The following is a 9,250-nucleotide window of genomic DNA, read 5'->3' as shown; positions in this document are numbered from 1 at the left end:
CTGTCCGACATCTACCAGCAGCAATATTTCAACCTGACCCATAGCCAACCCATCGGCGACTGGACCCTGGGCGCCAACCTCGGCTACTTCATCGGCAAGGAAGACGGCAGCGCCCTGGCCGGCGACTTGGACAACAAAACCGCGTTCGCCATGCTCTCGGCCAAATACGGCGGCAATACCTTCTACGTCGGCCTGCAGAAAGTCGGTGGCGACGATGCCTGGATGCGCGTCAACGGCACCAGCGGCGGCACCCTGGCCAACGATAGCTACAACTCCAGCTATGACAACGCCAAGGAAAAATCCTGGCAACTGCGCCACGACTTCAACTTCGCCGCCGTCGGCGTGCCGGGCCTGACCTTGATGAACCGCTACATCAGCGGTGACAACGTGCACACCGCCACGGTCGACGATGGCAAGGAATGGGGTCGGGAAAGCGAGCTGGCCTACACCGTGCAGAGCGGCGCCCTGAAGAGCCTCAACGTGAAATGGCGTAACTCGACAATGCGCCGGGATTACAGCACCAATGAGTTCGATGAGAACCGGTTGATCGTCAGCTATCCGATCAGCTTGTTGTAAGGCCGGCAGCGCGGGCGCCTGCACCATCGCGAGCAGGCTCGTTCCCACAGGGGATTTGCTGCGTATGGATATCGAGAGCCACCGCAGCACCCTGTGGGAGCGGGCTTGCTCGCGAAGGCGCAGGTACATTCAGCATCATCGCCGACTGCCCCACCGCTTTCGCGAGCAAGCCCGCTCCCACAGGGGCTTGGCAGCAATCTTAAGTTCGGGATTCTATCCCGAGCTCATCCCACACCGACTCAGCCAGGTGGAAGGTGGCGTTGGCTGCCGGGATGCCGCAGTAGATGGCGCTCTGCATGATCACTTCCTTGATCTCGCTGCGGCTCACGCCGTTGTTGGCGGCGGCGCGCAGGTGCAGCTTGAGTTCTTCGTTGCGGTTCATGCCGATCAGCATGGCGATGGTGATCAGGCTGCGGGTGTGGCGCGGCAGGCCCGGGCGAGTCCAGATGTCGCCCCAGGCATGGCGGGTGATCATCTCCTGGAATTCGCTGTTGAACTCGGTCAAGGCATTGAGGCTGCGGTCGACGTGGGCATCGCCCAGTACCGCGCGGCGCACTTGCATGCCTTCGTCGTAACGTTGTTTCTCGTCCACAAAAAACTCCTCAGGCGCGGCTGGAATCAAGCAGGAAATCCAGCACCCGCGCGCTGAACGCGGCGCCGGCCTGGACGTTGGACAGGTGCGCGGCGTAGAACTCGGCGTACTCGGCCCCGCGGACCCGCTCCTGGATGAAGTGCCCGCCCGACGGCGGTGTCACCGCATCTTCAGTGCCGGCCACCACCAGCAGCGGAACGCGGATCGACGACAGTTGCTCACGAAAATCGGCATCACGCACGGCCGCACAGTTGGCTGCGTAGCCCTGGGGCGAAGTGGCGGCGAGCATGTCGGTGATCTTCTTCACCTTCGCAGGTTGAGCCTCGGCAAAATCCGCGGTAAACCAGCGGGCGATCGAAGCATCGCGCAGCGCCACCATTGCCGCCTTGCCATCGCGCAGCACGGTTTCAATGCGCGGGTTCCACACCGAAGCATCGCCGATCTTCGCGGCGGTGTTGCATACCACCAGTTTGTGCAAGCGCTCGCCGGCATGGATCCCGAGCCATTGACCGATCAACCCGCCCATGGACAACCCACAGAAATGCACTTTGTCGATGTTCAACTGATCGAGCATAGCCAGCACGTCGTGGCCCAGTTGCTCGATGCTGTACGGCCCTTCGGTGACCAGCGACTGGCCATGGCCGCGCGTGTCGAAGCGCAGCACGCGAAAATGTTCGCTGAACGCCGCGACCTGTTCGTCCCACATGTGCAGATCGGTGCCCAGGGAGTTGGAGAGCACCAGCACCGGGGCATCTTGCGGTCCGTCCAATCGCCGCTCATCAAAACAATAGTTCAGTTCGCCCTCGGCGAGTTTGACGAATCCCACAACAATCTCCTTTCAGGCGTTCAAGGCAAGGTGTTCGGCCACGGCTCGGGCGACCCAGGTCTGGGCTTGTCCGAGGTAGTGCGCCGGGTCGAGCAGATGATCAAGCTCGGTCGCCGATAGCTGCGCGGTGACCTGGGGTTCGTCTCCCAGCACCTCGCGTAGATGCCGTTGTTCGGCCACGGCGCGCTTGCAGCATTGCTCCAGCAAATGATGCGCCGTGTCGCGCCCCACACGCTGGGCCAGGACAATGCTCACCGCTTCGGCCAGCACCAGTCCTTGAGTCAGTTCCAGGTTGCGGGCCATGCGCGCCGCGTCGACTTCCAGCCCTTCGGCCAGCAGCCGCGCCTGTTGCAAGGCACCGGAGACCAGGCAGCAGATTTCCGGCAAGGTTTCCCACTCGGCGTGCCAAAGGCCCAGGCTGCGCTCGTGCTCCTGAGGCATGGCGCTGAACAGCGTCGACAACAAACCAGGTACTCGCGTCGCGGCACCGATCAGCACCGCCGCGCCCACCGGGTTGCGCTTGTGGGGCATGGTGGAGGAACCGCCCTTGCCCGGTGCCGACGGCTCGAACGCTTCGCCGGCCTCGGTCTGCATCAACAAGCTGATATCACGGCCCAGTTTGCCCAGGCTGCCAGCGATCAGGCCCAACACCGAGCCGAACTCCACCAGGCGATCGCGCTGGGTGTGCCACGGCTGCTCCGGCAGGGTCAGTTGCAGTTCGGCGGCCAAGGCTTCGGCGACCGGCAGCGCCTGGTCACCCAACGCGGCGAGCGTCCCGGAGGCGCCGCCGAATTGCAGCACCAGCAAGCGCGGCTTGAGCTCTTTCAAGCGTTGGCGACTGCGAGTGATCGCCCCCAGCCAACCGGCGATTTTCATCCCAAAGGTCACAGGCGTGGCGTGTTGTAGCCAAGTGCGCCCGGCCAACGGTGTGGCGGCGTAGCGTTCGGCTTGTCGGGCCAGGATGGCGGCCAGTTGCGCCAGCTCGCCTTCGATCAGCCCCAATGCCTGGCGCAGTTGCAGCACCAGTCCGCTGTCCATTACGTCCTGACTGGTGGCGCCCAGGTGCACGTAGCGTTCGGCCTCGGCGTCCTCGGCGGCGATGCGCTTGCCCAACGCCTTGACCAGCGGGATAGCCGAATTGCCAGCGCTGGCGATCGCTTCGCTCAGTGTTGAAAAATCGTACAGCTGCGCACGACAAGCCTGCTCGATCGGCGCCACGGCACTTTGCGGAATCACCCCCACCCGCGCCTCGGCCCGGGCCAGGGCGGCTTCGACGTCCAGCATGGCCTGGACCCGGCCCGCATCGCAGAACACCTCGCGCATGTCGCGGGCGGTGAAGTAGGCATCGAACAGCTGATTGCCCGGTCGTTCGCTCATAAACAGTCCTTGGGTGCGCCGGCCTCAGGGCCGGGCGCGGTTGGGTCAAAGGTCGTGGTGCAAATACGCCGGTTGCTTGGGCAGGCGCAGGCTGAACAGGAACGCCACCACCATCATCACCGTGACATACCAATAAAAGGCGTTTTCCATGCCCTGGGCCTTCAGGCTCAAGGCGACGTATTCGGCCGATCCGCCAAAAATCGCATTGGCCACCGCATAGGCCAACCCTACTCCCAGCGCTCGCACTTCAGGTGGAAACATCTCGGCTTTAACCAGGCCACTGATGGAGGTGTAGAAACTGACGATCGCCAGCGCCAACGTGATCAGGATAAACGCCAGGAACGGGCTGCTGATGCTTTTGAGGGTCAGCAGGATCGGCACGGTGCACAACGCCCCCAAGCCACCGAACCAGAGCATGGAATTGCGTCGGCCGATCTTGTCCGCCAGCATGCCGAACAACGGCTGCATGCACATGTACAGGAACAGCGCACCGGTCATGATGTAGCTGGCGGTCTTGGCGTGCAGGCCGGCGGTGTTCACCAGGTATTTCTGCATGTACGTGGTGAATGTATAGAAAATCAACGAACCGCCGGCGGTGTAGCCCAGCACGGTGATGAACGCGGCCTTGTGGTCGCGAAACAGCGCCATAATGCTGCCCGCGTCCTTGTTCTCACGCATTTCCTTGCTGCTGGTTTCCTTCAGGGAACGCCGCAGCAACAGGGAAATCAACGCCGCAGCCGCCCCCACCACGAATGGGATCCGCCAGCCGTAGGCACGCAGTTCATCTTCGTTGAGAAACTGTTGCAGGATCACCACCAGCGACACCGCCAGCAGTTGCCCACCGATCAACGTCACGTACTGGAACGAGGCGAAGAAACCGCGCTGGCCCTTGAGGGCGACTTCGCTCATGTAGGTGGCGGTGGTGCCGTACTCGCCGCCCACCGACAACCCCTGCAGCAGGCGTGCGAACAACAGCAGCACCGGCGCCCATACGCCAATGTCCTTGTAGGTGGGCAGGCAGGCGATGAGCAACGAGCCGAAGCACATCATCAGCACCGAGATCATCATCGAATTCTTGCGCCCGTGCCGGTCCGCCACCCGGCCGAAAATCCAGCCACCGATGGGTCGCATCAGGAACCCGGCGGCGAACACACCGGCCGTGTTGACCAGTTGCACCGTCGGGTTATCGGACGGGAAGAACGCCGGCGCGAAATAAATCGCGCAGAACGCATAGACATAGAAGTCGAACCATTCGACCAGGTTGCCGGATGAAGCACCGACGATGGCGAAGATGCGCTTGCTGCGTTCTTCACCGGTGTAGTGGCTGATGATTGGAGTGGCCATTGATTATTCACTCGTTGGGGAATGGACAAAGTCTAGACACACTTCGTAACAGACCCGTTCCGCAAACAGACATTGAAGCGATAACGCCAGTGTTGACGCCATCGCGAGCAAGCTCGCGCCCACAGGATTCATGCCATTGCTGTGGTCCCGCGAGCTCCCGCTGGCTTGCCCCATAGGAGCTGTCGAGCGAAGCGAGGCTGCGATCTTTCCACAAGCGCTTGAGTCCCAAATGAAAGATCAAAAGATCGCAGGCTTCGCCAGTTCCTACAAAACCGGCGGGAGCAAGCTCCCTCCCACAGGAAAATCATGACTCAGTAATCGAAGAACACCGTCTCGGCATCCGTGCCCTGAAGGATCACGTTCCACTGGTACACGCCCGACGCATCAGGCTTGGCCACGATTGTGCCGCGACGTTCTTCGGGCACGCAGGCCAGCAGCGGGTCGGTTTCGTTGGCCTGTTCGCCGTCGAAATAGATGCGCGTCAGTAAGTGCTTGACCAACCCGCGAGCGAACACCAGCACCACCAGGTGCGGTGCCTGGGTCGTGCCCCCCAATCCCGGCACAGTGCCAGGCTTGATGGTGGTGAAGCGAAAACGCCCTTCGGCATCCACCGGCACCCGGCCAAAGCCTTCGAAATGCGGGTCCAGGGGTTTGTCCTGGTCGTCTTCCGGGTGGGCGTATTTGCCGGCGGCGTTGGCTTGCCAGACTTCCAGCATCGCGTCATTGACAAACTGGCCGTTGCCGTCGACCACCTGCCCGGTGATCGCCACGCGTTGGCCGAGGGTTTCGGCGACGGTCAGGTCTTCGCGGTTCAGCCAGGTCAGGCCGATGTGGTAGTACGGGCCAACGGTGTGGGAAGTGGTGGCGGTGAGCGTCATCTTATTTCTCCATCGGCGTGGCATCGCGGCCGCGCAAGACGATGTCCCAGCGGTAACCGAGGGCGTAGTGAGGGACGGTTTTTTCCAGATCGAAACGGGCGATTAGGCGTTCTTTGGCACGAGTGTCCGGCACGCAGTTGTAGATCGGGTCGTATTCCAGCAATGGATCGCCAGGGAAGTACATCTGTGTCACCAGGCGCGTCAGAATGCTCGGCCCGAACAGTGAGAAATGGATATGCGCCGGGCGCCAGGCGTTGTGGTGGTTACCCCACGGATAAGCGCCGGGCTTGATGGTCTGGAACTGATACCAGCCGTCGGCGTCGGTGACGGTGCGACCGGTGCCGGTGAAATTCGGGTCCAGTGGCGCGTCATGGTTGTCACGGTCATGGTTGTAGCGACCGGCGGCGTTGGCTTGCCAGATTTCCACCAGGATGCCCGACACCGGCTGGCCGTGCTCATCCAGCACGCGCCCGTGAATGATGATCCGTTCCCCCAGTGGCTCGCCGGCATGCTGGGCGGTCAGGTCGTGGTCCTTTTCCTGCAAGCGGTCGGCGCCGACGGTCGGGCCGGTAATTTCCGACAACGAATGCGGCAGGAACACCAATGGCTTGGACGGCGAGCGCAGGTTGGTGGACTGGTACGGCGGGTGCAGATACTCCGGCTGGGTGCCCGCTTGAGGGCGACGATAACCAGGCTTGTCAGTCATGAAGCATTCCTCGGTTTCTTATTAGTAGAGCGACGCGTCAGACGCGTTCGATGGCCAATGCCAGACCCTGGCCGACGCCGACACACATGGTCGCCAGGCCTTTCTTGCCGCCGGTCTTTTCCAAATGATGCAGCGCCGTCAGCACCAACCGCGCCCCGCTCATGCCCAGGGGATGGCCGAGGGCGATGGCGCCGCCGTTCGGGTTGACCTGCGGCGCATCGTCCGCCAGCCCCAACTCGCGCAGCACCGCCAAGCCCTGGCTGGCAAACGCTTCATTGAGTTCGATCACGTCGAAATCCGCGACCGCCAGGCCCAGCCGTTCAGTGAGCTTGCGCACCGCCGGCACCGGGCCGATGCCCATCACCCGTGGCGCCACGCCGGCACTGGCCATGCCCAGAACCTTGCCACGCGGCGTCAGGCCATGTTTTTTCACCGCCTCGGCCGAGGCCAGGATCAGTGCCGCCGCGCCGTCGTTGACCCCCGACGCGTTGCCGGCAGTGACCGTCTTGTCCGGGCCGTTGACCGGTTTGAGTTTGCCCAAGGTCTCCAGCGTGGTGTCGGCGCGTGGGTGCTCGTCCTGCTCAACCACGGTTTCGCCTTTTTTATGGGCGATGCGCACCGGCACGATTTCTTCGGCGAAAAAGCCTGCCGCCTGGGCCGCCGCCGTGCGCTGTTGGCTGCGCAAGGCGAAAGCGTCTTGGTCGGCGCGGGACACGGCGTAGTCATCGGCCACGTTATCGGCGGTCTGCGGCATCGCGTCTACACCGTACTGGGCTTTCATCAACGGATTGATGAAGCGCCAGCCGATGGTGGTGTCTTCCAGTTTCATGTTGCGCGAGAACGCTGCGTCAGCCTTGCCCATCACGAACGGTGCGCGGGACATCGATTCCACGCCGCCAGCGATGGCCAGCTCCATTTCGCCGCTGGCGATGGCGCGGAACGCCGTGCCGATGGCGTCCATGCCCGAGGCGCAGAGACGGTTGAGGGTCACGCCGGGAATGCTCTCTGGCAGGCCCGCCAACAGCAGCGCCATGCGCGCCACGTTACGGTTGTCTTCGCCGGCCTGGTTGGCGCAACCGAGGAACACCTCGTCCACCGCGTTCCAGTCCACTGATGGGTTGCGTTCCATCAGCGCCTTGATCGGCACAGCCGCCAGGTCATCGGCGCGCACGGCGGACAAACCGCCGCCAAACCGGCCGATAGGGGTTCGAATCGCATCACAGATATACACGTCGCGCATCAGGCTTCTCCCGGTGCCTGGCCGTGGGCCGCCGCGGTGCGAGCTTCCAGATCACGCAGTGCGCGCAGCTCCACTTCAGTCGGCTCGGCGGTGGTTTGCACTTGGTCGGCGAAACGGATCGCCCACCCGGTGGCCGCAATGACTTGCTCGCGGGTCACGCCGGGGTGCAGCGCAGTGACCACGAATTCATGGGTGTCGGCTTCCGGCTCCATGATGCACAGGTCAGTGATGATGCCCACGGGACCGGCGCCCGGCAGACCCAGGCGCTTGCGCGAATCGCCACCCTCGCCGTGACCGAACGAGGTAATGAAATCCAGCTTGTCGACAAACGAACGCGCCGACTGCTTGAGAATGATCAGCACGCTCTTGGCCGAGCCTGCGATTTCCGGTGCGCCACCGGCACCCGGCAGACGGACTTTCGGCTGATGGTAGTCGCCCACCACCGTGGTGTTGATGTTGCCGAAACGGTCGACCTGGGCCGCGCCAAGGAAACCGACATCGATACGCCCGCCCTGCAGCCAGTAGCGAAAAATCTCACCGGTTGGTACGACGGTATCGGCGGTTTCCGCCAGCTCACCGTCGCCGATGGACAGCGGCAGCACGCTGGGTTTGGCACCGATCGGGCCGGATTCGTAGATCAGCACGACGTCCGGCGACGAGGTCAACCGTGCCAGGTTGGCCGCTTTCGACGGCAGGCCGATGCCAACGAAGCACACGGCATTGTTTTTCAAGCGACGCGCCGCGGCGACGGTCATCATTTCGTTGGTGGAGTAGGTCATGGTTTCACCTGCGAAGCGGCTGCCAGTCTGGCCTGGAATTCACTGAAATCCCGAGTGCCGTGGATGTATTCGTTGATCCATGCGGTAAACGTCTCACGGTCGCGGGCGATGGGGTCCCACGCCTGGTAGAAACGGTTGTCGCGCTCGGTGTAGCCGTGGGCGTAGGACGGATGGGCACCGCCCGGTACGTGGCACACCGCGCTCAACGCCCAGGTCGGCAGCACGCAGGCGTTCATCGGCGCATTCAGGTCGTCGACGATTTCTTCCACGGTGACGATGCAACGCTTGGCGGCCAGGGCGGCTTCTTTCTGCACACCGAGAATGCCCCACAGCAGCACGTTGCCCTTGCGGTCGGCTTTCTGGGCGTGGATCACCGTGATATCGGGGCGCACTGAAGGCACCGCGGCAAGCACTTCACCAGTGAAGGGACAGGTCACGCTCTTGATCAGCGGGTTGACCTTGGGCAGGTCGGAGCCGGCGTAGGCCCGCAGCACCGCGAACGGTAGGCCGGAGGCTCCGGCGACGTAGGCGTTGGCCAGGTCGGCGTGGCTGTGTTCCTCGATCTCCAGCGGGTGCGGCCATTGCTTCTCTACGGCATCGCGCAAGCGGTGCAACGACCCGACACCAGGGTTGCCGCCCCAGGAGAAAATCAATTTGCGAGCACAACCGGCGCCGATCAACTGGTCATAGATCAGGTCAGGTGTCATGCGCACCAGGGTCAGATCTTTCTTGCCCTGGCGAATGATTTCATGACCCGCCGCCGTAGGAATCAAGTGAGTGAAACCTTCGAGCGCGACGGTATCGCCGTCGTTGACGAACTGCTTCACCGCGTCGTGCAGCGAAAGGATTTCAGCCATGGGGCAGGCTCCCGTTTTCCAGTAGACCGACATGAAGAAAAAGGCGCGAGGTTAGGCGCCGGAGTGACTGGAAGA

General features: G+C 62.8%; 10 protein-coding genes. 1 reads left to right on the top strand and 9 read right to left on the bottom strand.

Translation table 11 applies throughout. From position 1 onward, the window contains the following. The coding region (locus tag BT125_RS20640) for an OprD family outer membrane porin (protein WP_139271770.1) at positions 1–576 on the top strand (576 nt) is incomplete at its 5' end. Positions 577–775: 199 nt separating this feature from the next. Here BT125_RS20640 and pcaC read toward each other — a convergent pair. The 9 genes from pcaC to BT125_RS20590 form a co-directional block, all read right to left on the bottom strand. Continuing rightward, positions 776–1,168, bottom strand: coding sequence for a 4-carboxymuconolactone decarboxylase (gene pcaC, locus BT125_RS20630; protein WP_003184487.1), 393 nt, complete (start codon positions 1,166–1,168; stop codon positions 776–778). Positions 1,169–1,178: 10 nt separating this feature from the next. Further along, on the bottom strand, positions 1,179–1,994 hold the full coding sequence (gene pcaD / locus BT125_RS20625) for a 3-oxoadipate enol-lactonase (protein ID WP_072409774.1): 816 nt from the start codon (positions 1,992–1,994) through the stop codon (positions 1,179–1,181). 12 nt (positions 1,995–2,006) lie between these two features. After that, entirely contained in the window at positions 2,007–3,371 is a 1,365-nt protein-coding gene (locus BT125_RS20620) for a 3-carboxy-cis,cis-muconate cycloisomerase (protein ID WP_072409772.1), read from the bottom strand. A gap of 45 nt (positions 3,372–3,416) precedes the next feature. Then, positions 3,417–4,715, bottom strand: coding sequence for an MFS family transporter (locus tag BT125_RS20615; RefSeq protein ID WP_072409770.1), 1,299 nt, complete (start codon positions 4,713–4,715; stop codon positions 3,417–3,419). 311 nt (positions 4,716–5,026) lie between these two features. Next, entirely contained in the window at positions 5,027–5,593 is a 567-nt protein-coding gene (gene pcaG, locus BT125_RS20610; protein WP_072409768.1) for a protocatechuate 3,4-dioxygenase subunit alpha, read from the bottom strand. 1 nt (position 5,594) lies between these two features. Beyond that, positions 5,595–6,299: a protocatechuate 3,4-dioxygenase subunit beta gene (gene pcaH / locus BT125_RS20605; RefSeq protein WP_072409766.1), complete on the bottom strand. Its 705-nt coding sequence runs from the start codon at positions 6,297–6,299 to the stop codon at positions 5,595–5,597. Positions 6,300–6,336: 37 nt separating this feature from the next. After that, positions 6,337–7,542: a 3-oxoadipyl-CoA thiolase gene (gene pcaF / locus BT125_RS20600; RefSeq protein ID WP_170866857.1), complete on the bottom strand. Its 1,206-nt coding sequence runs from the start codon at positions 7,540–7,542 to the stop codon at positions 6,337–6,339. After that, positions 7,539–8,318, bottom strand: coding sequence for a CoA-transferase subunit beta (locus BT125_RS20595; protein WP_072409762.1), 780 nt, complete (start codon positions 8,316–8,318; stop codon positions 7,539–7,541). The genes pcaF and BT125_RS20595 overlap by 4 nt, the downstream gene beginning before the upstream one ends. Further along, complete coding sequence (locus BT125_RS20590) at positions 8,315–9,175, bottom strand: CoA transferase subunit A (RefSeq protein WP_072409760.1); 861 nt, start codon at positions 9,173–9,175, stop codon at positions 8,315–8,317. Before BT125_RS20590 ends, BT125_RS20595 begins: the two co-directional genes overlap by 4 nt. Positions 9,176–9,250 lie beyond the last annotated feature (75 nt).

The sequence above is a fragment of the Pseudomonas sp. NFACC04-2 genome (assembly GCF_900119265.1).
In the GTDB taxonomy this organism is placed as follows: Bacteria; Pseudomonadota; Gammaproteobacteria; order Pseudomonadales; family Pseudomonadaceae; genus Aquipseudomonas; species Aquipseudomonas fluorescens_AA.
This window is presented reverse-complemented; position numbering and strand designations above follow the sequence as displayed.